This is a genomic window from Herbiconiux ginsengi (genome assembly GCF_900107435.1).
Taxonomy (GTDB): domain Bacteria; phylum Actinomycetota; class Actinomycetes; order Actinomycetales; family Microbacteriaceae; genus Herbiconiux; species Herbiconiux ginsengi.
Map to the genome: position 1 here is coordinate 1623773 of NZ_FNPZ01000001.1, position 24336 is coordinate 1648108.

The window sequence follows — 24336 nt, forward strand, 5'->3', positions numbered from 1 at the left end:
CGCTCCCGCCGAAGACCTACTTCGTGTCGGAGTCGTTCGGGGCGTCAGGGTCGGGGGAGCGGCCGCCGTCGATCGAGTCGAGCGTGCCGAACAACTGGCCGTTGAGGTTCTGCGTCTCCTGCAGTGCCGCGTACGCCTCGGCGTAGGTGTCGGGCTCCGGTGCGCCCGGCACTCCGTACTTCGCGATGACGAGACCGAGCAGCCCGCGCGCCGGGTTGCTGATCGGCTTGGCGCGCTGGTCGGCGCTCGAGGTGTCGAAGTCGACCTCGGGGTTCGGGGGCGTGTATTGCGGCATCGTCTGGGGCCACTCCGAAGCGGGACGCGGATTCTTCAGGTTGATCGCGTCGAAGAGCGGGCGTGAGGCCACGTCGCGGTGTGTGAGCGGCTTCAGGCCGTGCAGCTTCGAGAGCGTGGCGATGACCGAGCCGTGGTCGTGCTGCTCGTTGACGATCGTGTTCTTCGCCGTGTAGGCCGAGATCGCGATCGCCGGCACCCGGCAGCCCAGGCGGTTGAAGGTGAAGTCGAACTCGCCCTCGTCACCGTTCACCGGCGGAACGGCCGAGGGCGGCGGCACGTGGTCGTAGGTGCCACCGTGCTCGTCGAAGGTGACGAACAGCAGGGTGTTCATCGCGTTCGAACCGGTCGCCGAGTCGCTCTTGCGGATGGCGGAGTAGATCGCGTGCAGCAGGGCGTCGCCGGCGCGCGCATCCGACACCGCCGCATCCACCACCACGCCCTCGTCGCCTTCGTCGCTCTCGCGCAGCGTGCCGTAGGGCGGATGCATGTCGTTGTGGTTGTAGATCATCCGCGGCTCGATGAAGGCGTAGTCGGGCAGGTTGCCGGTGGCCACGTCGTCGTAGAACTGCTCCATCACCCGGAAGTTCGTCTTCCAGTAGGGCTCGAGCACGGGGGCGTGCAGCACGCCCGTCATCGAGATGAGCTGCGCGGAGTCGTAGTACACCCGCCAGGTGAGCCCGGCCTCCTCGAGGCGGTTGAAGATCGTGGGCGCGTCGGCATCCGGATCGAGCCACTTCGCGTAGCCGCCGTCGCCCTTGTTGGTGACGAAGCCGTGCGAGGTGGAGGCGTGGAAGAAGGAGCGGTTGCAGAAGGTCTGCGAGGGCACGGCCGAGAACCAGTGGTCGAAGACCGCGAAGTTCTTCGCGAGCGTGGTGAACACGGGCAGCATGTCGGGCGTGAAGCCGCCCATCGCCAGCTCGTACTCCTTGGGCGCCGGCTCCTTCTTGTTCTTCGTGAGGCGCCGGTAGTTGATGATGTAGTCCTCGACGAAGCCCTTCATCGTGGGCGACTCGTTCGGCCCGGGCGCGTTGTAGGGGTATTGCAGGCCGTTCGCGTACAGGTCGCGGTTGCTCTCGGGGTCGACCTTGCCGAAGAGCTGCGTGTTGACGTGCGAGTACTCCTCGCCGGGGTCGGGGCGCGGGCTCGACATGATCTCGTCGGTCGAGCCGCTGTAGGCGTGCGCCTTGATGACCTCGTCGGTGCCCGGGACGGGGTTCGAGTGGTTCCCCTGGTGCAGGCCCTCGAACTTCTGCCCGGGCGCCAGCTCGTCGTCTTTGTAGAGCCAGCCGAGCAGGTTGTCGAAGGAGCGGTTCTCGTACATCAGCACCACGAGGTGCTCGAAACCGGGTTCGCTGGTCTTCTTCTCGGCGGCGAAGTCGAGGTCGACTTCGTTCGCATAGACGCCGACGCCGATGGAGGCTCCGGCGAGGCCACCGGCCGCGGCTCCGGCGGCGCCGACCGCCGCCGCCTTGAGGAAGGCGCGGCGCGAGGCCAGCGCTTCTTCGTCGCTCTTGCCGCTCTGCTCGTCGCCCTTCTTGCGGCCGAACGGCGGGGTCATGCCGAGCCGCCCGGCGGAGTCCAGGCCGAGACGGCGTCGAGCCGCGCGACCTCGTCGGGGGTGAGCTGCACGCGGGCCACGGCCAGCAGGTCGGCGACCTGCTCCACCCGTGAGGCGCTGGCGATGGGGGCGACCACGGTCGGTTTCGCCAGGAGCCAGGCGAGCGCCGCGGTGGCGATGGAGGCATCGTGCGCCCGGCCGATCTCCTCCAGCGCGTCGACGACGGCGAGGCCCTGCGTGCTGACGTACTGTGCCGCGCCCTTCGCACGGGCGCCCTCGGCGTGGTCGTTCTTCGAGCGGTACTTGCCGGTGAGGAAGCCGCTGGCCAGAGCGTAATAGGGCACCACGCCCAGATGCTCGCGCTCGGCGATGGGTGCCAGGGTGTCTTCGAAATCGTTGCGGTGCACGAGGTTGTAGTGGGGCTGCAGAGCGACGGGGCGGGCGTATCCGTTCGCCGCGCAGATCGCGACGTAGGCCTCGATGTTCGTCGGAGCGAAGTTCGACAGGCCGATGTAGCGCGCCTTGCCGGCTCGCACGACCTCGTCGAACGCGGCGGCCGTCTCTTCGAGCGGAGTGTCCGGGTCTTCGAAGTGGGCGTAGTAGAGGTCGATGCGGTCGGTCTGCAGGCGGGCGAGCGAGGCGTCGACGGCGCCGCGGATGGTGTCGCCGGCGAGCCCCCGGAACCGCGGATGCCGCGACACCTTCGTGGCGATCACGGTGGCGTCGCGTGAGCCGCGGCTGGTGAACCACTCGCCGATGATGGTCTCCGATTCGCCGCCCGAGTTGCCCGGCACGCTCGCCATGTAGGAGTCGGAGGTGTCGATGAAGTTGCCGCCGCCCGCGGCGTGCGCGTCGAGGATGGCCAGCGAGGTGTCGCGATCGGCCGTCCATCCGAACACGTTGCCGCCGAGAGAGAGCGGGAAGACGTCGAGGTCGCTGTCGCCGATGCGTGCCATGGTTCGACGTTACTACGAGCGTCGAAGACCGCCTCGACGACCGCCTTGACATTGACGTAGCGTCAATTCGTATGGTGGTGATGTCGGCCCACCGGGGCCGGCACCCGCACTCGAGGGGAGCATCCGATGGACTGGCCCATCCAGGAGGTCGCCCGGTTGGCCGGCATCACCAGCCGTACACTGCGCCACTACGCGCAGCTCGGCATCGTGCAGCCCAGCCGCATCGGCGCCAACGGCTACCGCTACTACGACGAGAACGCCCTCGTGACGCTGCAGCGCGTGCTGATGCTGCGCGAGCTCGGACTCGGGCTCCCGGCGATCGCGGACGTGCTCGCGAACGAGACGGATGCTCCGACCGCCCTCCGCGGTCATCTCGAGTGGCTGCGGAGCGAGCGCGACCGGCTCGGCCGGCAGATCGCATCCGTGCGGGCGACGATCGAGACGATGGAAGGAGGTGAACAACTGATGGCAGAGAACATGTTCGAGGGATTCGACCACACCCGATACAAGGAGGAGGTCGAGGAGCGCTGGGGGAAGGCCGCGTACGCCGCGAGCGACCGTTGGTGGACCTCGATGTCGGCCGACGAGAAGGCGGCCTGGCAGCAGCGGGTCTCGCAGCTCGGCGCCGATTGGCAGGAGGCGGCGGCACGCGGCCTCGACCCCTCAGGAGAGGAGGCGCAGGCCCTGGCGCAGCGGCAGTACGACTGGCTGGCCGGAATTCCCGGCACGCCCGGTCACGCGTCGGGCGGACCGACGAAGGAGTACTTCGTCGGACTCGGCGAGGTGTACGTGGCCGACGAGCGCTTCGCGGCGAACTACGGTGGCGCGGCGGGAGCGGCCTTCGTGCGCGACGCGATGGCGGCCTACGCGGCCGCCCACCTCGCGTAGCGACTCGCTTCCTCGCCGATCCGTCACTTCGTGTCGTTATGCGCGCGGTAGAGCGGCACGAAGTGACGGGTCGTCGGGGTGGGATGGGGCGGCGGCTCAGCGGAGACGCTTGCGCATCTCGAGTTCGCGGAGCGCGGGGTCGAGGGGGTAGGGGCGGGTGACGCCGGTCTCCACGAAGCCGCGGTTGCGGTAGGCGGCGACGGCGCGCGGGTTCTGCTCGTTCACCTCGAGCGTGAGGGTGTCGCCGCGACCGAGCGCCCATTCCTCGATGCGCCCGAGGAGCGCATCCGTCACCCCCGCCGCGATGCCGCGGTGGTCGGGCGCCACGTAGACGCCGTAGAGGAATGCGCCCTGCCGGCCGTTCGGCACTTTCGACATCATGGTGCCGACCCAGCGGCCCTCGGCGGTGATGGCCGCGACCGTGATCGACTCGCCCGACGAGCCGTCGCGGGCCCAGGCGCGCCACTCCCACTCGCGACGCCGGAGGGCGTGCTCGACCGTCTCGAGGTAGGCCAGCGGGGTGTCGGCGAGCATCTCCAACCGGAGTGCTCGCACCTGCGGCCAGTCGGATTCGACCGTGCGGCGGACCACGGCGCCGTCGGCAAGGCGGGCCGGTTCGGTGCGGTCGACTGGGTCGCTGTTCCCCTCGGGCATGCATCGACTATACGTTTGGAGCAGTCGAGGGGAGAGCCCGGACATGACCATCTGGACCTGCGCGACCTGCGCCGTCGAGCATCCGGACACGGAGCAGCCGCCCGAGAACTGCGCCATCTGCACCGACGAACGGCAGTGGGTGCCGGCCTCGGGCCAGCGCTGGGTGACGCGCGACGGGCTCGCCGCCGAGGGGTACCGCATCGTCGTGCGCGGCCTCGAACCCGACCTCTTCGCCATCGAGACCGACCACGAGCTCGGCATCGGGCAGCGCGGTCTGCTGCTGCGCACCCCCGCGGGCAACCTCCTCTGGGAGCCGCCGGGATTCATCGACGAGCACGGCGTGCAGGCGGTGGCCGAGCTCGGCGGGGTGGCGGCGGTGACGGCGAGTCATCCGCACCTCACGGGCTCGTCGATCCAGTGGAGCCAGGCGTTCGGGGGCGCGCCGGTCTACGTGGCGGAGGCGGATGCGCGGTGGATCCGGCGACCCGATCCGGCCATCCGGCTCTGGTCGTCGTCGATCGAGGTGCTGCCGGGCGTGCGGATGCTGCAGCTCGGTGGTCACTTCCCGGGCAGTGATGTCGTGCTCTGGTCGGCGGGCGCTGACGGACGCGGCGCGATGCTCACAGGCGACACCGTGATGGTGGGGGCGGATCTCGCGTCGGTGTCGGTGATGCGGAGCTTTCCGAACTACATTCCGCTGCCGGAGCGGATCGTGCGGCGCATCCTCGAGGCTGTGCAGCCGCTCGAGTACGACCGGATCTACAGCGCCTTCCGCTGCCTCGAGACCGACGCCCCGGCGATCGTGTCGCGGAGCCTCGAGCGCTACATCCGCTGGGTGCGCGGCGACGAGCCGGAAGACTGAGCATTTCGGTCGTCACTGCGGCACCTGAGCCTGCAGGTGGGCGCGGAGGCGTGCGTCGGTGGTGAGGGAGATCGCCTTGGCATAGGCGGCGCGCGCCTCGTCGGGGCGACCCGCCGCCATGAGCAGGTGCGCGCGGGTGGCCCAGGCGGGTTGGAACCGCGCGAGTGCGGCGCTCGCCGCGGCTTCCGGGTCGAGGGCGATGGCCAGGGCGTCGAGGTGGGCCAGGCCGGCCTCGGGGCCGTCGACCTCGGCGATGGTGGCCGCGAGCGACACCTGCGCGCCGAGCGTGGGCGCCACCCGCACGAGCGCCTCGTTGAGGGTGCGGAGGGTGCGCCAGTCGGTCTCGCCCGTGGCCGCGCGGGCGCAGTGCACCGACTGCATGGCCGCCTCGAGCTGGAAGCGCCCGAAGCCCGACGCACCGGCCGTCGCGCCCGCCGTGGAGCGGGAGCCCCTGCTCCCGTCCGCCCCGGCGGCGGAGGCCGGATGCGCGACCGCCAGCGCGTGTGCCCGACGGAGGTGCGCCTCCCCACGAGCGATGAGCGCACCGTCCCAGCGGGAGGTGTCCTGCTCCGTGAGCGGCACGTGCTCGCCTGCGGGACCGGTGCGCGCATCCGTTCGGGCGATTGAGAGGCAGAGCAGGGCGGCGAGGCCGTGAACCTCGGGCTCGGTCGGCAGCAACTCGGCGAGCGTCGTGGCCAGGTAGAGCGCCTCGCCCGCGAGGGAGTCGCGCACCGTCTGGCCCGAGACACGCTGCCAGTCGATGGCATAGCAGCCGTAGACCGCCTCGAGCACGGGAGGCAGCCGGGCACCCATGGCGCTGCGCGCGGGCACGGCGAAGGGGATCCCGGCGCCACGAATGCGCCGCTTGGCCCGCACCAGCCGCTGCGCCATCGCGGGCGCCGGCACCGCGAAGGCCTCGGCGATGCGGTTCGAGTCGAACCCGAGCACGGTCTGCAGCATCAGCGGAGTGCGCACCGCCGCGTCGATCGCCGGATGCGCGCAGACGAACAGCAGCTCGAGCCGCTTGTCGGGCACCGCGTCGAAGTCGATCGCCGCGGGGTCGGCGAGCGGGGTGGCCGGCGTCGCGGAGTTCGGCTGAGCGTCCCCGCCCCGCCGATCGGGGCGGGTCGCGGCGCCACCTGCCCCGAGGTCGATTGCGCGGCCACGGGAGTCGCCCTGCCCTGCATCCGGGCCGAGCACGTCGAGCGGCACGGTGGTGCGTCGCGCGGCCGACCCGAGGTCGTCGCGCTGCCGGTTGCGGGCGACCGTGAGCAGCCACGCCTCGGGGTTGCCCGGCACACCGCTCTCGGGCCAGGTGCGGAGCGCGCGCTCGAACGCGTCGGCGAGGGCGTCCTCCGCGCCCGCGACGTCGCGCGTCGGCGCCGCGAGCAACGAGAGCAGCCGCCCGTACGACCCCCGAGCCGCGAGCTCCGCCCGCGCGCGAGCCATGCCCGCCTCCGTCATCCGAATGCCCCGGGTGTCACTGAGCCGCCTGTTTTGGCGCCACCTGGCGCTCCCCATTCGCGAAGACGTGCGGATGAGCGAGCGGCACCCGCGGGCGCGGGCGCGGGGGCGTTGCTGGTCATGCGAGCTCGTGCCAGGCGCCGTTCTGGAACGAGATCGCGGTGGGGCGGATCTCGAGCACCCCGTAGTGCGCGCCGGGGCACTTCTCGGCCCAGGCGATGGCGGCGTCGAGGTCGTCGACCTCGATCACGAAGACTCCGGCGAGCTTCTCCTTGGTGTCGGCGAACGGGCCGTCCTGCACCTGCAGCGATCCGTTGCGCAGGGTGACGGTGGTCGACGCGGCGACGGGCTGCAGGATGTCGGCGAGCACCAGCACCCCCGCCGCCTCGAGCGACTTGCCGTACGCGTCGAAGGCGGCGCGGAACGGCGCCATGTCTTCCTCGGTGACGCCTGCATCCTGGGCTTCCTGGTTGATGAGAAGGAGGGAGTAGCGCATGGTGTGTCCTTTCCGTGGTGGTCACGTTAGCGGTCGCCGGTCGCGACCTCTACGGTGATGACGATCGAGCGAGTGCCCGATCGACACATCCGCACATCGACACCCCGGGCGACGGCATGTCAGCATGGGGGCATGGCCATCTCGCTCCACATCACGGGCGTCGCCGACGCCGACGCGCTGCTCTCCTCCGATCCGCTCGCTCTGCTGCTCGGCATGTTGCTCGATCAGCAGATCGCCATGGAGACGGCGTTCGAAGGCCCGAAGAAGATCCGCGACCGGGTCGGCGCGTTGGATGCGCAGACGCTCGCCGCCTACGATCCCGAGGCGTTCGTCGAGGTGTTCCGGCAGACGCCGGCGGTGCACCGCTTTCCCGGATCGATGGCCGCACGGGTGCAGGCTCTGTGCACCGCACTGGTGGAGAACTGGGGCGGCGACGCCTCCGCGCTCTGGACCCGCGACCACCCCGACGGTCCGACCGTTCTGAAGCGCCTGGAGTCGCTGCCCGGCTTCGGCGCGCAGAAGGCCCGCATCTTCCTGGCCCTCCTCGGCAAGCAGTACGGCGTGCAGCCCACCGGCTGGCGCGAGGCCGCTGGCCCCTACGGCGAGGAGGGGAGCTTCCGCTCGGTGGCCGACATCGTCGATGCCGACTCCCTCACCCGAGTGCGCGAGACGAAGCGCGCGGCGAAGGCGGCCGCGAAGAAGTAGGTGCCGATTGCCGTCCTGGTCGCGGGGCAATCGGGTGCCGTATCGCCGCTTTCCCGCGCTGAGCCGGCCTGCGGCTGGCTCGGCGCTCGTTGCCGGCGCCGCCGCTGCTGCGGCGCCGGGCGACATGTTCGCGTGAGGTCGCTGACGCGGCCTCGCGCTCACCCTGGGTCGTCGAGCGCGGCCCGCGGCTTTCCGTGCCGTTGGCGCTACGCGGGCGCGGATGAGCCGCGGAGAGTATGTTCTGTGTCCTTCGGCGCGGCACCTAGTCCGGCGTAGCGCTGCAGCACCAGGGCGCGGAGGGCGGCCGCCGCCGCACCGCGGGCCCAGTCCTCGAAGGTGTGGGGGCGGATGACGATGCGGCAGTTGCCCGCCGCCCCGAACGCGTGGGCGCCGAACGCGGCTCGCAGCCGCTGGTCGTAGAGGTCGTAGTCGGCCACGGCCTCGCCCGTGATCACCACGATCTCGGGGCCGGTGAGGTTCGCGACCGTGGCGATGGCGGTGCCGATCACGGTGCCGGCCCGGTCGAACGCCTCGACGGCGGCCGGCTCCCCGGCGTGGGCTAGGGCGACCGCGTCGTCGATCGTGGCCACGGGCGTCGACTGGGCCGAGGCGACCGCCCGCACGATCGCGCTCGACGACGCGACCGCTTCGACGCATCCGCGTCGTCCGCAGGTGCAGACGTACTGCTCCGAGGTGAGTGGAAGGTGCCCGATCTCGCCGGCCACGCCGAACGCGCCCTCCACGACCTCGCCGTTGACGTGAAGCCCGCAGCCGATGCCGCTGCCGATCGTGACGATGGCGAACGAGCTGGTGCCGACTCCCACCCCGAACCAGTGCTCGGCGATGGTGAGGGCGCGCACGTCGTTCTCGATCAGCACCTCGGTGCCGAGTCGCTCGTGCAGTGCGGCGCCGAGCGGCTCGTCGGCCCAGCCGAGCAGGGCCGATTCGCGCACCACGCCGCCGACCGTGTCGACATCGCCCGAGACGGCGACGCAGATGCCGGCCAGACGCTCGGCGCGATCGCCCAGGAGTTCCCGCAGCCGCTGCACCACGTCGGCAATGGCGTCGACCATCGCCGCGAACCCGGTGTCGACCACGGCGAGATGCGCGGTGACGAGGATGCCCGCCGTCACGTCGGTGGCGACCCCGATGATGTCGCCGGGGTTCACCTTGATGCCGAGTGTGACGAGAGACTCCGGCACCACCCGCACCGGACTGGCCGGGCGCCCCGGCAGCCCGTTGCCGTTCGCGGCCGAGTCGTGGTGATCGGCCACCAGCCCCGCTGCGATCATCGGCGCGACCGCCTTCGTGATCGCGGCCTGCGAGAGGCCGGTCAGTCGCGCGACATCCGTCCGCGACAACGGTCCGCGGGTGAGGATGCGCGTGAACACGTCGACGGCCGCGGGCGAAGCGGTGCGCAGCAGGTCGACGGCGTCGGTCACACTACGCATTCTGGCCCCTTTCCGGTCTTCTCGTCAGGTGTCGAGCCGGGGCGGCGCGCACGCGGCGGCACCACCCCGGCCCGAGGGCGGTTCTCGGCGACTACTCGCCGAGGATCTCCTTCGTCTTCGCGGTCATCTCCGGGAACACGTCGTCGCCGCGCTCGCCCGAGAAGTAGGCCTCGAAGAGCGGCTGGATGGTGTCGACGATCTCCTGGCCGTTGATGGTCGGCGGCGCCGGGTACAGCTCGCCGTTCTGCAGCGCGTTGGTGAACACCGACAGGTCGACGCCCTGCTTCAGTTGCGCATCCGCCGCCGCCTGCATCGAGGCCGCGATCGACGGGAGGAAGGTGCCGTCGGCGCCGGCCACCGACTGGCAGTCCTCGGAGCCCATGTACGAGACCCACTTCCACGTGGAGTCGAGGTTCTTCGTGCCCGAGTAGATGTTGTTGGCGTTCGAGTTGCTGATCACCGAGCGGCCGTCGGGGCCCTCGACGGTCGGTGCGATGCCGACCTTCAGATCGGTGAGCTTCGCGAAGGTGGTCGCATCCCATGACCCGCCCTCGACCATCGCGACCTTGCCCGAGCCGAGCTGCTCGGTGCCCGAGACCGTGAACTCGCCGAAGGCCGGCGAGAAGCCGCGCTCGGCGAGCGAGCTGACGTAGTCCATGGTCTTCACGAAGTCGGGGTCGTCGTATTCGAACTGCGTCGGCCAGGCGGCCTTGTCGCCGAGACGCCATCCGGTCGACGACGCGAAGGCGTTCCACGAGGTCTGCCCGTTGAAGTCGCCCGAGCCGAGGCTGCCGATGCCGTAGGTGGCCACCTTGGTCTTGTCGAAGCCGGGCTCGTCGCCGCGCACGCCGTTCTCGTCGACGGTGAGGTGCGCGACGATCTTGTCGAAGCTGCCGCCATCGTCGGGGTTCCAGGTCATGGTGGCCAGGTCGTCGGCCGTGAGGCCGGCATCCGTCACCGCCTGCTCGTTGAAGTAGAAGGCGGCCGAGGCCCAGTCCAGGGGCAGGCCGTACTGCTTGCCGTCGGTGTACTTCCAGGAGTCGACGCCCACGGCGAACTTCGACAGGTCGAAGTCGTTGTCGGCGATCAGGTCGTCGAGCGCCATGATCTGGCCCTGACCGGCGTAGGCGCCGAGCAGGGGCACGCTGTTCTGGAAGGCGTCGGGTGCGGCTCCCGACACGAAGCCCGCGGTGAGCTTGGTGAAGTAGTCGTCGACCGCGTACTGCGAGATCTTCACGTCGATGCCGGGGTTCTCCTTCTCGAACCCGGGGATGCACTTCTCGTAGGAGGCGGCCTGCTTCTCGTCCCAGGTCCACCAGTTGACGGTGCCGCCCGCACTCTCGGTCGAGCCGCCGGCTCCGCTCGAGCAGGCGCTGAGGGCCGCCGCCGCCCCGGCGACCGCCGCGATGGCGATGATGCGCTGTAGTTTCATCTGTTCTCTCTTCTCAGTACGAGGATTCCCGGTCGGCGGCGGCGCGCGACGTCGTGCGCTCGCCCGGTCCGGGGGAATCCGAGGGTGGTGTGGTGCTGGGGTACGTCGTGTGTCCGGCGGCCGTCCAGGGCAGGTCGCGGAGCGTGCGCTCGCGACCACGGTCGTACCCCTGTGACTGGACGACCGCCGGAACCTGTTCTCCGCCGTGGGCGGCGGTGGCTGGGGCGGATGCGGCGGTGGGTGCGGATGTCGCGGCGGCATCGGGCGCGCCTGTGAGGAGTCCGGCGGGCTCCGAGTGCCCGTGCGGGGCGAGCGTCACCGTCACGGTACGGCCACGGTGGGCGACGGATGCGGTCACCTCCCGCTCGGTGAGGTTGTGCAGCCGGGCCACGATGAGTGCGCCGCCGGCCCACCGCAGGTCGACGGCCAGGCCGCCGCGGGCGCGCAGGCCGGTCACCTCACCGTCGGGCCAGGCCTCCGGGAGGGCGGGGAGCAGGGTGACAGCCGATCCGTGACTCTGCAGCAGCATCTCGGCCACGGCGGCGGTGAATCCGTAGTTGCCGTCGATCTGGAAGGGCGGATGCGTGCTGAACAGGTTCGGCAGCAGGCCGCCCCACTCCGAGCCGTCGACCGGGGCGAAGCGCGTGACGTCGCGCTCGAGCGGATGCGTCGCCTCGGCCAGCAGGGCGCGGGCGGTCTCGCCGTCGCCGAGCCGCGCCCGCAGCGCGATCTTCCAGGCCCACGACCACCCCATGGCTCCGGGCCCCCGGCCGTCGAGGAAGCGCCGGGTGGCCTCGGCGAGCACGGGCGTGCGCTCGGGGTCGATCTCGTCGAGCGGGTAGAGGCCCACCGCGGCCGAGAGGTGGCGGTGCAGCGGATCGTGCTCGGTCTCGTCGTCGTGCCACTCGCGCAATCGTCCGTCGGCGGTGAGGCCGGGTTCGGGGAGGCGGAGGAGGGCATCGGCGAGCTGGTGGTCGAGGGCGCGGACGGAGTCGTCGGAGACGCCCGCCCCCAGGAGGTCGATGGCCCGGCGGGTTCGCGCGAACAGGCTCCGGATGAGGAACACGTCCATGCTCGCCGACTCGGTGAGCGACTCGGGCGAGCCGTCGGGGCCGAGGAACAGGTTCTCGGGCGAGGTGGAGGGGAGGGTGCGCAGGCGGCCGTCGGGCGCATCCTGCAGCCAGTCGAGGCAGAACTCGCTCGCGCCACGGAGCAATGGCCACAGGATGTCGCGGAGATAGGCGGTGTCGGCGGTGAAGGCGTAGTGGTCCCAGGCGTTGTGGGTGAGCCAGACGCCGCCCATCATCCAGATGGCCCAGCTCGGGTTGCCGTGGCCGTTGCCCACGGGCAGGGCCCACGCCCAGGCGTCGGTGTTGTGATGCGCCACCCAGCCGCGGGCGCCGTAGAGCCGACGGGCGACCTCGCCGCCCGTCACCGCGAGCTTCTGCAGGAGCTCGGGCAGCGGTGCGAAGCACTCGGGGAGGCCGGTGAGGTCGGCCAGCCAGTAGTTCATCTGGGTGTTGATGTTGATGGTGTAGTTCGACGACCACGCCGGGCGGAGTTGGTCGTTCCAGATGCCCTGGAGGTTCGCCGGCGGGCTGCCGGCGCGCGAGGAGGCGGTGAGCAGGTAGCGGCCGAAGGCGGCGATGACGGTGGCGCGAAGCCCTTCGTCGTCGCCGCGCAGCACCTCGCGCGCGACGTCCCACGAGCCGGCGCGGCGGGTGCCGATGACGATGCGAGTGCGGGAGGTGAGTGCTTCGACGTCGTCGAGGTGCCGGGCGAGCAGGGCGTCGGCCCCGCGCCAGATGGCGGTGGTGGAGCGGGAGCAGGCACGCGCTTCGATGGTGGCGCGGTCGTCGTGGATGTGGCCGAATGCGTTCGTGGCATCGCGGTCGTGCTCGGCGCGGTCTGCGGTCGGTGTGTCCGATGCGGGCGTGCGTTCGTCGGCCGCGAGGGTGGAGCCGTCGGTGATCGAGTAGCCGGCGGGCCGGCCCGCGTTCCACCACGATTCGGCGCGGCTGGCGGTCGAGAGCACCGCGAGGAGCCGGGTGGCGTCGCGGATGAGCACGGTGCCGTCGACGATCTCGACCGTGCCGTCGGTGTCGAAGGAGAGGTGTGCGGCGGCGAAGGCGTCGTAGTCGTCGGGCTCGTAGGCGTCGGGCTCTGTGTCGTCGGGCTCTGTGTCGTCGGTCGCGGTGCTAGTGGCCGCGTGGGTGGAGGTGGTGGTAGCGCGGGTGGCAGCGGTCGGGCTGGCAGCGCACGGTGCCGCGGCGGGCGCGTCCGAGCGGTAGCGGTGGGCGGGCTCGTCGGGCTCGTGCAGCGGGGCGCCGTCGATCGGGATCTCGACGCCGAGCGAGAGACCCGAGTGTGTCGCCGAGCTGCCCGCCTCGCGGAGGGGCGTCGTGAGCCGCAGGCGCACGTCGACCGTGCCGCCGGCGGTCTCCACCAGCACGCACAGCGCCTGGTCGGGAGCCGACACCCAGCTGCGGCGACGGATCTCGGTGCCGCCCGCGCGCATCCGCTCACTCGCGATGGCCTGGTCGAGGTCGAGCTCGCGGCCGAGGAAGACGAGGGGCGTCGCGGTCGACAGCTCGACGCCGAGATCGGCGAACGGCAGGAACTCCTGCGAATACGGCCCCTCGAAGGTCATCAGCAGCCGCTCGGCCGTGCGCCGGTCGCCCGCGTCGAGCGCGGCGCGCACCTCGGCGAGCCGCCACGGCCCCGCGCCACCGGCGATCACCGCGTCGAGCGCGCGGGCCGGCCCGTCGGGCGTGCCCGACCAGACGGTCGAGTCGTTCAGCTGCAAGCGACCGGTCGCGCCTCCGAAGACCATGGCGCCGATCCGCCCGTTGCCGATGGGCATCGCCTCGGTCCAGTCGGCGGCCGCCGAGGGCCAGGACAACCGCAGCGTGTCGGGGTCGGTCTCGCCGAATGCGTCGGCGCGCGACATCCGCTCGCCGCTCATTTGATCCCCGTGAAGCCGATGGAGTTCACGATCCGCTTGCCGAACACCATGAAGAGCACGAGCATGGGCAACGCGGCCACCAGGGTCGCGGCCATCAGCCCCGCCCAGTCCGGCGCAGCCTGCGGCGACGACTGCTTGAACACCGCGAGCGCGAGCGTGAGCGGTTGCACGCTGTCGTCGCTCGTGACGAGCAGCGGCCAGAAGTAGTCGTTCCAGGCCGTGATGAACCCGAGGATCGACAGCGTGATGATCGGCCCCGACGACATCGGCAGGGTGATGCGGAAGAACACACGGATGCGTCCGGCCCCGTCGATCAGCGCCGCCTCTTCGGTCTCGGTGCTGAGCCCGAGCATGAACTGCCGTAGGAAGAAGATGTTGAACGCCGAGAACAGCGCGGTCGGCAGGATCATGCCGGCGAAGGTGTTGAGCAGGCCCAGCTCCTTCACGAGCACGAAGTTCGGCAGCAACGTCAGGATGCCGGGCACCATCAGCGCGGTGAGGAAGAGACTGAACATCAGCTCCCGTCCCCGCCAGCGCAGCCGGGCGAAGGCATAGGCCGCGAGCGCGGAGAAGAACACGATGAACACCGTGGAGAGAGTGGCGTAGATGATCGAGTTCAGCAGGAAGTGGCCGATCTCGATCGACGCCCCGGATCCGCCCTCGGCGATGGCCTGCTCCGGGGTGGCCAGCCCGAGCACCCGCTGGAACGCTCCGAGCGTGAAGCCGGTGGGCACCAGCGAGGCCGGGTCGGTGATCAGCGCGTAGTTGTTCGACAGCGCCGTGCGGAGGATCCAGTAGAACGGGAAGATCGTGACGAACAGCACGATCACGATGTAGGCCCAGGCGACGAAGCGGCCGAAGCTGAAGCGGCGGCGCGCCCGGCGCACGATCGGGGCGGCGGCCGAGCGAGGGGCGGCGGCGGTGCGGGGGCGGGTGGCAGTGGTCGTCATCAGTTGGTGTCCGATTCGCTCGCGCGCAGCAGGCGCATCTGCAGGAAGGTGATGACGATGAGCACGGCGAAGAGCGCCAGCGACATCGCCGAGGCGTAGCCGAAGTCGAATTGCCCGAAGGCCTTGCTGTAGATGTACATCTGCAGCACGTTCGAGGCGTTGGCGGGGCCGCCCTTGGTCGCGACCTGCACGATGTCGAACACCTGGAAGGCGCCGATCACGTTGAGCACCACGACGAGGGCGAGGATGGGGCGCAGCAGCGGCAGCGTCAGCCGGCGGAACATCTGGAACTCGTTCGCTCCGTCGATCCGGCCCGCTTCGTAGATGGTGGGCGGAATGGTCTGCAGCCCGGCGAAGATGATGATGGCGGTGTAGCCGAGCGACTTCCAGACGCTGATCAGCGCGATCGACGGGATGGCCCAGGCTCGGGAGGTGAGGAACTGGATGCTCTGCCCCGTGAGGTGCTCGAGTGCGATGTTCACGATGCCGAGCTGCGTGTCGAGCATCCACGACCATACGGTGGCGGCCACGACTCCGGAGATGAGGAACGGCAGGATGATGAGGCCGCGCACGACGGTCGATGCGGTGAGGCGGTGCAGCACCACGGCCGTGATGATGGAGAGCGTGAGCCCGAGCGCTACGGAGAGCACCACGAAGTAGACGGTGACGAGCAGCGAGCTCCAGAACACGTCGTCGCCGAGGAGCTCGACGAAGTTGTCGAGGCCGATCCATTTCGGCGGGGTGAGCACCTTGAAGTCGGTGAAGCTGAGGTAGACGCCGCGGAGCGTCGGATAGGCGGCGAACACCAGGAAGCCGATGAGCGCGGGGGCGATGAACAGCCACGCCAGCTTCGCGTCGCCCCGATGCGCGGGAGCCTTCGCATTCACGGAACCGCGTCGGTTGCGATTCCGCTCTGCGCGGGAGGGCCGCGTCGGGGCCGCGGCCGTTGATCGTGCGATCACCATCGATCTACCTGTCCACTTGTTCCGCCGGTTGGTCTCGACCGGAAACTCCGAATGGCGGGAGGAGGATTTCCGGATCTGCACTTGCATCGACAGACTAGAGATGGTTTATTCACAATGTCAAGTAATTACGAATGAGGGAATTCAGACATGACTCACGGCGAGGAAGCCGTCATTTTGCTGCGTGCGGCCGGGGTGTCCTTCGCTGTCGAACTGACGTCGCCGGTGCCGCAGGTGCTGCACTGGGGGGATGATCTCGGGCCGCTCGGGGGCGCCGATCTGCAGGCCCTGCGGCAGACGGCGGGGCCTGCGACGCTCAACAACTCACCCGATGCGCCGCGCGTGTTCTCGGTGTGGCCCACCGAACGCGACGGCTGGTCGGGCACCCCGGCGCAATCCGGTCACGCGGGCGGAACCCGCACCACCCCGCGGCCCGTGCTCGAGCGCAGCGAGGTGGTGCTGGAGGCGGGTGACGGCGCGGGTGGTGGCGGCAGCATCGAGCTGCACTTCGTCGACGCCGTCACCGCGATGCGCTCACGCCTCCGCTACACCCTCGACCCGCACGGCGTGCTCGCGGTCGACCTCGACGTCACGCGCGATCTCGCCGTCGGCACCCCTGGCTCAACTGAGCCCTATGCTCTCGCCACCCTCGATGCCCTGTTGCCGCTGCCTGAGCGCGCGGGCGAGATCGCCGACTTCGCCGGCAAGTGGTGCCGTGAGCGGTCGCTGCAGCGCACCCCGGTGCGCTTCGGCGCCCACCGTCGAGAGAGCCGCCGCGGCAAGCCGGGACACGATTCGCCCTTCCTCACCCTGGTCGGCACGCCGGGTTTCGGCTTCCGGCACGGCGAGGTCTGGGGCATGCACGTCGCCTGGAGCGGCAACCAGCACACCCTCGTCGAAGAACTGCCCGAGGGCGCCGGCCCGTTTCGCTCGGTGCTCGGCGGTGGGGAACTGCTCGCGCCGGGCGAGGTGCTGCTCGCCGACGGCGAGAGCTACGCGGCGCCGACCGTGCTCTTCGCCTGGTCGGCCGACGGGATGGACGGTGTCTCCGAGCGCTTCCACCGGCGGCTCCGGGCGCGGTCGAGTCATCCGTCGACCGCCCGCCCGCTCGTGCTCAACACCTGGGAGGCGGTCTACTTCGACCACGACCTCGAACGGCTGGGCCGGCTCGCCGAACTCGCCGCGCGCGTCGGAGTCGAGCGGGTCGTGCTCGACGACGGCTGGTTCTCCGGCCGTCGGGATGCGGATGCCGGACTCGGCGACTGGCACGTCGACCGCGCGGTCTGGCCCCAGGGTCTCGGGCCGTTCGTGGACCGCGTGCGCGAGCACGGCATGCAGTTCGGGCTCTGGTTCGAACCCGAGATGGTGAACCTCGACTCCGATCTGGCGCGGGAGCATCCGGACTGGCTGCTGGCGCCGTCGGAGGGCGTCGGATTGCCGTCGCGCAACCAGTACGTGCTCGACATCGGCAAGCCCGAGGTGTCGCAGTACCTGCTCGAGCGCATCGACGCCCTGGTCGGCGAATACGCGATCGACTACATCAAATGGGACCACAACCGCGACCTCTCCGAGGCGGTGAGTCGCGGGACGGGACCGCACGGGAGCGGTGACCGGCCCGGCGTGCGGCGGCAGACCCTCGCGCTCTACGACCTGCTCGACGAACTGCGGCGGCGGCATCCGGGGCTCGAGATCGAGACCTGTTCCGGCGGCGGCGGCCGCATCGACCTCGGCATCCTCGAGCGCACCGACCGGGTGTGGGCCTCGGATTGCAACGATCCGGTCGAACGGCTCGAGATCGAACGCTGGACGTCGCTCCTGCTGCCGCCAGAGCTGATCGGCAGCCACCTCGGGGCGGCCGAGGCGCACACCACCTCACGGGTGACGTCGGCGCCGTTCCGCCTGGCTTCCGCGTTGTTCGCCCACTCGGGCATCGAGTGGGATCTCACCGGCTGCAGCGAGGAGGAGCTCGAGCAGATCGCCACCTGGTCGGCGATGTACCGCGAGTTCCGCTCGCTCGTGCACGGAGGCCGGGTGGTGAACGCCGACCTGGCCGACGAGGCCACGATCCTGCACGGCGTCGTAGGCGAGGACGGGAGGGCGCTCTACGCCTGGTCTCGGGTGGCGACGTCTGCCGGCGGACAGGCGGGGCGCATCCGGTTGCCCGGGCTCGACCCCACGTCGCGCTATGAGATCCGGCTTCGGGAGGACCTCGGGCGGTCGAGCCGCCATGAGGCGCACGACCCCCGGTGGGTGCAGGAGGCTGCAGGCGGCTGGGTCGCCGTGCCCGGACAGGTGGCGGCGGTGGCCGGACTGCCGCTGCCGACCCTCAACCCGCAGCAGACCCTGCTCATCGAGGTGCGAGTCGCGGATGCGCGTGGCGCCGTCGACGCGACCGGCCCGGATGCAAGGCTCGAGGCATGACGGATCTCCCGATCGTGCTCTTCGTGGGCGACAGCGTGACCGACTGCGATCGCCGCACCGATCCGGACGGGCTCGGCAACGGCTACGTGCGCGTGCTCGCCGCCACCCCGGAACTCGCGGGGCGCGCCGTGCTGAACCGGGGCATCAGCGGCAACCGCGTGGTGGACCTCGAGGCGCGCTGGGCCGGCGACGTGCTCGCGGTCGAGGCCGGCGTGGTGAGCATCCTCATCGGCATCAACGACACCTGGCGGCGCTACGACAGCGACGACCCCACCTCCGCTGCCGACTTCGAGGCCGGCTACCGTCGGCTGCTCGCGCCGCTCGCCGCGCGGCCGGAGGTCTCGCTCGTGCTGATGGAACCGTTCGTGCTGCCGGTCACCGCCGAGCAGCGCTCGTGGCGCGACGACCTCGACCCGAAGATCGAGGTGGTGCGGCGCCTCGCGGCGGAGTTCGGCGCCACTCTCGTGCCCACCGACGTCGAGCTCACGGCGCTGGCCGGCGCGGCAGGCGCCGGCGGCGCCGCGGCGCTCGCGGCCGACGGCGTGCACCCGACGCCGCAGGGGCATGCGGCGATCGCCGCGATCTGGCTCGCGCACGCGGGGCACGTGCTGTCGCGCGAGAAAATGTCCAAATAGCGACAACCGGCCGCTATAGGGGGTAGGTCGCTCCTATTCGGCCAATTTCTAGCAATTCGGCCACCCGATCGACCGTCTCGTCGGGCGTGGTGCTGTGCGGCGAGAAGCGGATGCGGTCGTCGCCGTGCAGGGTGACCGTGATTCCCGCCGCCACCAGGCGCGCGTGCGCCTCGATCGCCTGGCCGGCCGGGTAGCCCGCCACTACGATCCCGGCGCGTTCGGCGGGCGAGCGGGGTGAAAGGAGCGCGAGCCCGGCCGCGTCGATCGCGTCGGCCAGGCGACCGGCGGTGGACGCGATCTGTACCGAGATCGCCCCGATGCCGGTCGCGGCGATCCCTTCGAGCGCCGTCGCCAGCGCGCCCGACGTGAACGGCGAGAGATTCGTGACCGCGTGCCGCTCCGCCCCCTCGAGCAGTGGGTGGATCGTGCCGTCGTAGCGCGCCTGGTCCTCGGCGCCGGCCCAGCTCCCGAGCGTGGGTTCCACCCGCGCGAGTCCCCGTTCCGAGAACGCCATGAACCCGCTGCCCCAGCCGGCCCGTAGCCACTTCTGCCCGCCGACCACGAGCACGTCGGCGGGCGACCAATCGGCGTCGATCGCCCCGAAGCCCTGGATGCCGTCGACCACGAGCACCCGGTCGGCTCCGATGACCTCGCGGATGCCCGCCAGATCGGCCCGGTAGCCGGTGCGGAAGTCGACTGCGCTCACGGCGACGACGCTGACGGCGGGCGTCAGCGCATCTGCGATCCGTTCGGGAGTGACGGGTGGGAACGAGCCCGCGTTCGAGTCGGAACCGGTGCCGGAGCCCGGCAGCGCCCGCACCCGCAGCCGGCCCGCCGCCTCGGCACGCCTCCACGGGTACACGTTCGCCGGGAACTCGTCGAGGCTCACCAGCACTTCGCCGCGCAGGCCGAAGGCCACCTGCACGAGCCCCTGCGACGTGCTCGTCGTGAGCGCGACCCGTTCGGCCGGCACCCCCGTGAGGCGTGCTACCCCGTCTCGGGCGCGGAGGTGCTCGCCGTGCAGCTCGGTGGAGGCGGTGGGGCCGCCGCGCATCGCCGCGGCCACGAGCGCCTGCACCGTGTCGGCCACCGCCCGGGTGGGCAGGCCGTAACGGGCGTGGTTGAGATACCAGGGGTCTTCGAGCATGCCGTCCATCGTGCCATCGGGCGCCGGAAAGCCGGCGTCAGGGCGTGAGTCCACCTGGTGCCCCGTGGCATCCGGCGCGGGGCATCGACTCAGGCGTCGCCTGCGACGCCCTCGACCTGCGTGCGGAGTCGCCACACGAGGGGCACGGGCAGCCCGGCATCGCCCTCGCCGACCCCGTTCACTTCGAAGTGGTCGACGAACGGCCCGATCGTGGCCTGCCATTCGGCATTCACCGGGTCGCCATCGAGCGCGGCCATGGCGGCGAGGAAGTCGTCGCACTCCACCAGGTGGAAGAGGTGGCGGCCGCTGCGCCAGATGGTCCAGTCATGGATACCCAGCTCGGCGAAACGCGCGGCCAGCGCCGCGGGGATGACGGCGTGGGTCTGGTCGTAGCCGCTCTCGGCGCCATCACGGGTGAGGGAATGCAGGGCGACGCGCATCGGTGTCCTTCGCTGTCTCGTTCGCGGGTGGTCGATCCGGCGCCGACCGCGGCGCCGACTTCATGCTGCCATACCGTCCCAGCGCCCCGAACCAGCGCAGCGTGAGTCCGCAGAGCGGCCCGATCGCGAGCGCGAACACGAGCGTGCCGATGCCCACGTCACCGCCCAGCAGCCAGCCCACCAGGAGCACGCTGCCCTCCACGAGTCCGCGCGCCAGCCAGATCGGCCAGCCCAGCCGCGAGTTGATGCCCGTCATCAGTCCGTCACGCGGCCCCGGCCCGAGTGCGGCGCCGATGTAGATGCCACTGGCCACGGCGAGCAGAAGGAGTCCGGCGACGAAGAGCACGATCTGCAGCCACAGCACGTCGACCGGCGGGATGAGCCAGAGCCCGAACTCGATCGTGGTGCCGACGAGCAGCACGTTCAGCACCGTGCCGAGGCCGGGTCGCTGGCGCAGCGGAATCCAGAGCAGCAGCACGCCGAGTCCGATGACGTTGGTGAGGATGCCGATGCCCCATCCGGTGCGCTCCGCCACACCCTGGGCGAGCACGGTCCACGGTTCGACGCCGATGGCGGCGCGGATGATCAGGCTGTCCGCGAGACCGTAGAGCACGAGGCCACCGAGCAGGCGCAGGATGCGCGGGGTCAGGCGGGAGATCATCGAAGTAGCCAATCGTGCAATTGGCACTATAGCAAGGAGCCAATATGACTAGAGTGGATGCATGGCTGACGCTCGCATCGGAACCCGCTCCCTTCTCGCGCTGCTCGGCGACTGGCGGCTGCCGGCATCCGGCCCCTCCTATCTGGCGCTGTTCGACCGCATCCGGCTCCTCGTGCTCGACGGCCGCATCGCGGTCGACACCCGGCTGCCCGCCGAGCGCGACCTCGCGCAGGCGCTGGGCGTGAGCCGCACGATGGTGTCGGCCGCCTACCGCGAGCTGCGCGACGCCGGGTACACCCAGAGCGTGCGCGGATCCGGCAGCGTCACGCGTCTGCCGGGCCGGGCGCCGGTGGGTGGGCACGACATCTCGGGCGATTTCATCGACTTCTCGAAGGCCACGCTCCCGGCATACCCGGGCCTGTTCGCAGCCACGCAGGATGCGCTGAGCGACTACCCCGCCGCGCTCACCACGAGCGGTCTCGACCCGTTCGGCGAACTCGTGCTGCGCGAGGCGGTGGCCGCTCGCTACACCGAGCGCGGTCTGCCGACGAGCGTCGAGCAGGTGATGATCACGATCGGCGCCCAGCACGCGATCTTCCTGCTCGCCCGGGTGCTGCTCGGCCGCGGCGATCGTGCCGTGGCGGAGCTGCCGAGCTACCCGCACGCCTACGAGGCGCTGAAGGCGGCGGGGGCGCGGCTCGTTCCTGTGACCGTCGCGGCGGCCGGCACCAGCGACGACGGCATGCACGGCTGGGATGCCGCGGGGCTCTCCCAGGCCTTCGCCCGCACGAGCCCGGCGCTCGCCTACCTGATGCCCGACTTCCACAACCCCACCGGCGAGAGCATGCCGGCCGAGCTCCGCGAGCAGGTGCTGAGCGACGCAGCCCGCCAGGGCACGCTGGTGATCGCCGACGAGACCTCCGGCGAACTCGATATCGACCGCGCCGGGTCGTTCCTGCCGTTCGCCGCCTACGGCGACGCGGCCACGGCGGGGTCGGCCATCATGATCGGGTCGGTCGGCAAGACGGTCTGGTCGGGGTTGCGGGTGGGTTGGATCCGGGCCGAGCCCGCGATCATCCGCAAGCTCGCCGGAGCGCGCTTCGCCGGCGACCTCGGCACGCCGGTGCTCGAGCAGCTCGTGGTGGCGCGCCTGCTGCGCGATTTCGAGCCCGTCCTCGCCCTCCGCTCCGCCCAGCTGAGAGAGGGGCGCGACACGGTCATCCGGATGCTCGGCGAGCGTTTTCCGGACTGGCGCGTGCCCCGCGTCGACGGCGGTCTCGCCACCTGGGTGAACCTCGGCGCCCCGATCAGCTCGCAGCTCGCGCTCGCCGCGCGATCGCGTGGCGTGCTCATCACGGCCGGGCCCCGTTTCGGACTCGACGGCGCCTTCGAACGCTTCATCCGCATCCCGATCGGCTACCAGCTCGGCGAACTGGAGCGGGGCCTCGACGCCCTGGCCGAGAGCAGCGGTTCACTCGCGCACGCCCCGGTGCCGCCCGCCGAGCTCTTCGCCGACGTGGTTTAGCCGGTTACGCTGGCGGGATGGCAGCGATCGACGACGACAGCACCGGGGCCCGCCGCCGAGTGGTGGAATGGGCAGACCCGCAACAGAACGTCGACGCGGCTCCGGGCATGTCGGGGCTCGAGTTCCTGCGCGCGATGGCAGCGGGTGAACTCCCGCCGCCGCCCATCGGCAACCTCGTCGGCATGACGCTCGCCGAGGTCGGCGAGGGCACCGCCACCTTCACCTGCGAGCCGGGGGAGTATCACTACAACCCGCTCGGCATCGTGCACGGCGGACTCATCAGCACCCTGCTCGACTCGGCACTGGGCTGCGCGGTGCAGTCCACGCTGCCCGCAGGCGTCGGCTACACCTCGATCGAGTTGAAGGTGAGCTTCCTCCGCCCGATCAGCCGCGACAGCGGAACACTGCGCTGCGTCGGGCGAGTGGTCAAGCCGGGTCGTCGCGTGGCATTCGCCGAGGCGGAGCTGACGGATGCGCGCGGTGCGCTGGTCGCCACGGCGACGAGTTCCCTTCTCGTCTTCTAGCTGTGCTGGCTGCCTCGGGCGCCGTGCTTCGCGCGGCGTCCTCGGGCGTCGCCGGTCCCTGCCCGGCGCCGCGCGACATGTTCCGGTGAGGTCGCTTCGCGGCCTCGCCGTCACCCTGGGTCGTCGAAAAGGGCCTGTTGCGTGCTATCTCGGAGCCGCTGGTGCGGCCGAGGCGACCAGTACTGCCCGAGGCAGCTGGCACAACCTCACAACCTCACACCTTCGCGTCTTGCTTGGGGAAGACGACCTTCTGCACGATGATGATGGCCGACGCCGCGATCGGGATGGCGACGAGCGCTCCGAGCACCGAACCGAGCGTGCCTCCGGCCACCGCCGCGATCACGACGATCGAACCCGGCACCGCCACCGCGCGGTTCATGATGCGGGGGCTGAGGAAGTATGCCTCCACCTGCATGTAGACGAGGTAGTAGATCGCGGCGACCAGAGCGGTGAGCGGCGAGGCGAAGAGACAGACCAGGGTGATGATGATGGCGCCACTCAGCGTTCCGACGAGCGGGATGAGCGAGGCCAGGAACGCGATGAAGGCGAACAGCGCGGGCAACGGTGCCCCGATGATGCTCAAGAAGATGAGACTCAGGATGCCGTTGATGGCCGCGAGCCCGATCTGGCCCACCACGTAGCGGCCGACCGCTCCGGTGACGTCGTCGGTGAGCGACGCGAACGCTGCACGTTTGTTGGCGGGAACGAAGCGGTAGGTGACGCGCTTCATGCTGCGGAGCGACGCGAGGAAGTAGAGGGTGAGGATGAGCACGATCACGGCGCCGGTGGCCCCGCTCGCGATGCCGGTGCCCACGGCCAGCAGGCCGCCGCCGATGTTGATCAGATTGTTCGGGTCTTGGAAGAACGCCGTCGCATCCTGCACGGCCTTGTCGATGTCGATGAAGCCGCCTATCTGCGACTGCAGCCCCGTCACGAAGTCGCTCGACGTGAAGTCCTTCACGATCTGCGGGAACTGGTCGATGAAGTTCGAGGCCTGATCGACGATGAGCGGGATGACGGCGAACAACAGCCCGCCGAAGACGAGGATGACCACGGCGAACACGATCACGATGGCCAGCGGTCGCGCCATCTTCTTCTCGAGCCAGGAGACCAGCGGATCGAGGCCGAGCGCGAGGAAGATCGCCACGCCGATGTAGATGAGCACCGTGCTGAGCTGGGTGACGACACCACCGATGAGGATCGCGAGCAGCACCCCGAGGCCACCGACGAGGCCGATGCGGAACGCGTTCACCCGCAGCGGGGGCACGGCGTCCTGCCCGGCTACCTCGAGGTCAGACCCCGGCTGCAGCGCCTGGCTCTCCGATTGCGGCACCCGTGATCTT

General features: G+C 70.6%; 21 protein-coding genes. 7 read left to right on the plus strand and 14 right to left on the minus strand.

Annotation, left to right across the window (positions count from 1 at the left end):
• Nucleotides 1-16: 16 nt before the first annotated feature.
• Both BLW00_RS07675 and BLW00_RS07680 read right to left on the minus strand, forming a co-directional pair.
• Nucleotides 17-1855, minus strand: coding sequence for an alkaline phosphatase family protein (locus BLW00_RS07675; RefSeq protein WP_092551374.1), 1839 nt, complete (start codon nt 1853-1855; stop codon nt 17-19).
• Nucleotides 1852-2811, minus strand: a complete 960-nt coding sequence (locus BLW00_RS07680) for an aldo/keto reductase (protein WP_092551377.1) — start codon at nt 2809-2811, stop codon at nt 1852-1854. The genes BLW00_RS07675 and BLW00_RS07680 overlap by 4 nt, the downstream gene beginning before the upstream one ends.
• A 126-nt stretch (nt 2812-2937) precedes the next feature.
• Between BLW00_RS07680 and BLW00_RS07685 the strand changes: the two genes are divergently transcribed.
• Complete coding sequence (locus BLW00_RS07685; protein ID WP_092551380.1) at nt 2938-3699, plus strand: MerR family transcriptional regulator; 762 nt, start codon at nt 2938-2940, stop codon at nt 3697-3699.
• Nucleotides 3700-3795: 96 nt separating this feature from the next.
• Here the strand turns inward: BLW00_RS07685 and BLW00_RS07690 are convergent, their stop codons facing one another.
• Complete coding sequence (locus BLW00_RS07690) at nt 3796-4353, minus strand: GNAT family N-acetyltransferase (RefSeq protein ID WP_092551383.1); 558 nt, start codon at nt 4351-4353, stop codon at nt 3796-3798.
• 43 nt (nt 4354-4396) lie between these two features.
• Between BLW00_RS07690 and BLW00_RS07695 the strand changes: the two genes are divergently transcribed.
• Nucleotides 4397-5215: an MBL fold metallo-hydrolase gene (locus tag BLW00_RS07695; RefSeq protein ID WP_092551386.1), complete on the plus strand. Its 819-nt coding sequence runs from the start codon at nt 4397-4399 to the stop codon at nt 5213-5215.
• Between the two features lie 12 nt (nt 5216-5227).
• Here BLW00_RS07695 and BLW00_RS07700 read toward each other — a convergent pair whose 3' ends face one another.
• Nucleotides 5228-6664 (minus strand): RNA polymerase sigma factor, encoded by a 1437-nt coding sequence (locus BLW00_RS07700; protein WP_245741369.1) that lies wholly within the window; start codon nt 6662-6664, stop codon nt 5228-5230.
• 133 nt (nt 6665-6797) lie between these two features.
• Entirely contained in the window at nt 6798-7175 is a 378-nt protein-coding gene (locus BLW00_RS07705; protein WP_092551392.1) for a YciI family protein, read from the minus strand.
• Between the two features lie 138 nt (nt 7176-7313).
• On the opposite strand from BLW00_RS07705, the gene BLW00_RS07710 reads away from it, so the two are divergent.
• Nucleotides 7314-7880, plus strand: coding sequence for an HhH-GPD-type base excision DNA repair protein (locus tag BLW00_RS07710; RefSeq protein WP_175494198.1), 567 nt, complete (start codon nt 7314-7316; stop codon nt 7878-7880).
• A gap of 206 nt (nt 7881-8086) precedes the next feature.
• On the opposite strand, the gene BLW00_RS07715 is transcribed toward BLW00_RS07710, so the two are convergent.
• From BLW00_RS07715 to BLW00_RS07735, 5 genes are all read right to left on the minus strand, one after another.
• Nucleotides 8087-9322, minus strand: coding sequence for an ROK family transcriptional regulator (locus BLW00_RS07715; protein WP_245741371.1), 1236 nt, complete (start codon nt 9320-9322; stop codon nt 8087-8089).
• A 100-nt stretch (nt 9323-9422) separates the two neighbouring features.
• Nucleotides 9423-10763, minus strand: a complete 1341-nt coding sequence (locus tag BLW00_RS07720; RefSeq protein WP_092551401.1) for an extracellular solute-binding protein — start codon at nt 10761-10763, stop codon at nt 9423-9425.
• A 13-nt stretch (nt 10764-10776) separates the two neighbouring features.
• Entirely contained in the window at nt 10777-13728 is a 2952-nt protein-coding gene (locus BLW00_RS24000) for a glycosyl hydrolase family 95 catalytic domain-containing protein (protein ID WP_245741373.1), read from the minus strand.
• The gene (locus BLW00_RS07730; protein ID WP_092551404.1) at nt 13725-14678 is read right to left on the minus strand and encodes a carbohydrate ABC transporter permease; all 954 of its coding nucleotides are present in this window, start codon (nt 14676-14678) and stop codon (nt 13725-13727) included. Before BLW00_RS07730 ends, BLW00_RS24000 begins: the two co-directional genes overlap by 4 nt.
• Nucleotides 14678-15565: a carbohydrate ABC transporter permease gene (locus BLW00_RS07735; protein WP_245741374.1), complete on the minus strand. Its 888-nt coding sequence runs from the start codon at nt 15563-15565 to the stop codon at nt 14678-14680. The genes BLW00_RS07730 and BLW00_RS07735 overlap by 1 nt, the downstream gene beginning before the upstream one ends.
• A gap of 225 nt (nt 15566-15790) precedes the next feature.
• On the opposite strand from BLW00_RS07735, the gene BLW00_RS07740 reads away from it, so the two are divergent.
• Together BLW00_RS07740 and BLW00_RS07745 are read left to right on the plus strand one after the other, a co-directional pair.
• Nucleotides 15791-18061 (plus strand): alpha-galactosidase, encoded by a 2271-nt coding sequence (locus BLW00_RS07740; RefSeq protein ID WP_092551410.1) that lies wholly within the window; start codon nt 15791-15793, stop codon nt 18059-18061.
• Entirely contained in the window at nt 18058-18696 is a 639-nt protein-coding gene (locus tag BLW00_RS07745; RefSeq protein ID WP_092551413.1) for an SGNH/GDSL hydrolase family protein, read from the plus strand. The genes BLW00_RS07740 and BLW00_RS07745 overlap by 4 nt, the downstream gene beginning before the upstream one ends.
• Before the next feature lie 13 nt (nt 18697-18709).
• Here the strand turns inward: BLW00_RS07745 and BLW00_RS07750 are convergent, their stop codons facing one another.
• From BLW00_RS07750 to yczE, 3 genes are read right to left on the minus strand one after another with little or no spacing between them, the layout of a single operon-like run.
• Nucleotides 18710-19897, minus strand: coding sequence for an aminotransferase class V-fold PLP-dependent enzyme (locus BLW00_RS07750; protein ID WP_175494181.1), 1188 nt, complete (start codon nt 19895-19897; stop codon nt 18710-18712).
• A 35-nt stretch (nt 19898-19932) separates the two neighbouring features.
• Nucleotides 19933-20283, minus strand: coding sequence for an L-rhamnose mutarotase (locus tag BLW00_RS07755; RefSeq protein WP_092551419.1), 351 nt, complete (start codon nt 20281-20283; stop codon nt 19933-19935).
• Nucleotides 20252-20944, minus strand: coding sequence for a membrane protein YczE (gene yczE / locus BLW00_RS07760; protein WP_217634309.1), 693 nt, complete (start codon nt 20942-20944; stop codon nt 20252-20254). The genes BLW00_RS07755 and yczE overlap by 32 nt, the downstream gene beginning before the upstream one ends.
• Before the next feature lie 61 nt (nt 20945-21005).
• Between yczE and yczR the strand changes: the two genes are divergently transcribed.
• Both yczR and BLW00_RS07770 read left to right on the plus strand, forming a co-directional pair.
• The gene (yczR, locus tag BLW00_RS07765) at nt 21006-22469 is read left to right on the plus strand and encodes a MocR-like transcription factor YczR (protein WP_092551422.1); all 1464 of its coding nucleotides are present in this window, start codon (nt 21006-21008) and stop codon (nt 22467-22469) included.
• Nucleotides 22470-22486: 17 nt separating this feature from the next.
• Entirely contained in the window at nt 22487-22993 is a 507-nt protein-coding gene (locus BLW00_RS07770; RefSeq protein ID WP_092551425.1) for a PaaI family thioesterase, read from the plus strand.
• Between the two features lie 214 nt (nt 22994-23207).
• Here the strand turns inward: BLW00_RS07770 and BLW00_RS07775 are convergent, their stop codons facing one another.
• On the minus strand, nt 23208-24326 hold the full coding sequence (locus BLW00_RS07775; protein WP_322788335.1) for an AI-2E family transporter: 1119 nt from the start codon (nt 24324-24326) through the stop codon (nt 23208-23210).
• Nucleotides 24327-24336: the final 10 nt, after the last annotated feature.

Excerpts from the sequence above, each read along its gene's own strand:
- BLW00_RS07675 (WP_092551374.1), bottom strand. The coding sequence starts at position 1,855 with ATGACCCCGCCGTTCGGCCGCAAGAAGGGCGACGAGCAGAGCGGCAAG.
- BLW00_RS07680 (WP_092551377.1), bottom strand. The coding sequence starts at position 2,811 with ATGGCACGCATCGGCGACAGCGACCTCGACGTCTTCCCGCTCTCTCTC.
- BLW00_RS07685 (WP_092551380.1), top strand. The coding sequence starts at position 2,938 with ATGGACTGGCCCATCCAGGAGGTCGCCCGGTTGGCCGGCATCACCAGC.
- BLW00_RS07690 (WP_092551383.1), bottom strand. The coding sequence starts at position 4,353 with ATGCCCGAGGGGAACAGCGACCCAGTCGACCGCACCGAACCGGCCCGC.
- BLW00_RS07695 (WP_092551386.1), top strand. The coding sequence starts at position 4,397 with ATGACCATCTGGACCTGCGCGACCTGCGCCGTCGAGCATCCGGACACG.
- BLW00_RS07700 (WP_245741369.1), bottom strand. The coding sequence starts at position 6,664 with ATGGCTCGCGCGCGGGCGGAGCTCGCGGCTCGGGGGTCGTACGGGCGG.
- BLW00_RS07705 (WP_092551392.1), bottom strand. The coding sequence starts at position 7,175 with ATGCGCTACTCCCTCCTTCTCATCAACCAGGAAGCCCAGGATGCAGGC.
- BLW00_RS07720 (WP_092551401.1), bottom strand. The coding sequence starts at position 10,763 with ATGAAACTACAGCGCATCATCGCCATCGCGGCGGTCGCCGGGGCGGCG.
- BLW00_RS24000 (WP_245741373.1), bottom strand. The coding sequence starts at position 13,728 with ATGAGCGGCGAGCGGATGTCGCGCGCCGACGCATTCGGCGAGACCGAC.
- BLW00_RS07730 (WP_092551404.1), bottom strand. The coding sequence starts at position 14,678 with ATGACGACCACTGCCACCCGCCCCCGCACCGCCGCCGCCCCTCGCTCG.
- BLW00_RS07740 (WP_092551410.1), top strand. The coding sequence starts at position 15,791 with ATGACTCACGGCGAGGAAGCCGTCATTTTGCTGCGTGCGGCCGGGGTG.
- BLW00_RS07745 (WP_092551413.1), top strand. The coding sequence starts at position 18,058 with ATGACGGATCTCCCGATCGTGCTCTTCGTGGGCGACAGCGTGACCGAC.
- BLW00_RS07755 (WP_092551419.1), bottom strand. The coding sequence starts at position 20,283 with ATGCGCGTCGCCCTGCATTCCCTCACCCGTGATGGCGCCGAGAGCGGC.
- yczE (WP_217634309.1), bottom strand. The coding sequence starts at position 20,944 with ATGATCTCCCGCCTGACCCCGCGCATCCTGCGCCTGCTCGGTGGCCTC.
- yczR (WP_092551422.1), top strand. The coding sequence starts at position 21,006 with ATGGCTGACGCTCGCATCGGAACCCGCTCCCTTCTCGCGCTGCTCGGC.
- BLW00_RS07770 (WP_092551425.1), top strand. The coding sequence starts at position 22,487 with ATGGCAGCGATCGACGACGACAGCACCGGGGCCCGCCGCCGAGTGGTG.